The sequence below is a fragment of the Escherichia sp. AM3 genome (assembly GCF_032029835.1).
GTDB lineage: Bacteria > Pseudomonadota > Gammaproteobacteria > Enterobacterales > Enterobacteriaceae > Escherichia > Escherichia coli.
On record NZ_JAVUPQ010000576.1, the window covers coordinates 1 to 449 of the forward strand.

The window sequence follows — 449 nt, forward strand, 5'->3', positions numbered from 1 at the left end:
TTCCGGCGGAGTACCGGCAGTTGTGCGACCTGTCCACCCTGAAGCTGGAACCCGCCACCTTTGTTGAGCCGGACCTGCATCAGTACGCCAGCGATATCCTCTGGAGTGTGAAAACCACCGGGGGTGAAGACGGCTATGTTTATACGCTCATCGAGCACCAGAGCACCGAAAATCTGTACATGCCTTTCCGCATGTTACGTTACAGTGTGGCGGCGATGCAGAGACATCTGGAGCAGCACAAAACGTTGCCACTGGTCATTCCGGTGCTGTTCTATCACGGTGAGCGCAGCCCGTACCCGTACAGCATGAACTGGCTGGACTGTTTTGAGAATCCGGCACTTGCGGCTAAAATATACACAAAGCCGTTTCCGCTGGTTGATATCACTGTCGTTGATGACAATGAAATCATGAACCATCGCCGGATGGCCGCACTGACGCTGCTGATGAAG

1 protein-coding gene is annotated in these 449 nt (G+C 54.1%); it reads left to right on the plus strand.

Translation table 11 applies throughout. From position 1 onward, the window contains the following. Nucleotides 1–449, plus strand: a 449-nt coding sequence (locus RTW80_RS27325; RefSeq protein WP_312721217.1) for an Rpn family recombination-promoting nuclease/putative transposase, incomplete at both ends; no start/stop codon positions are given.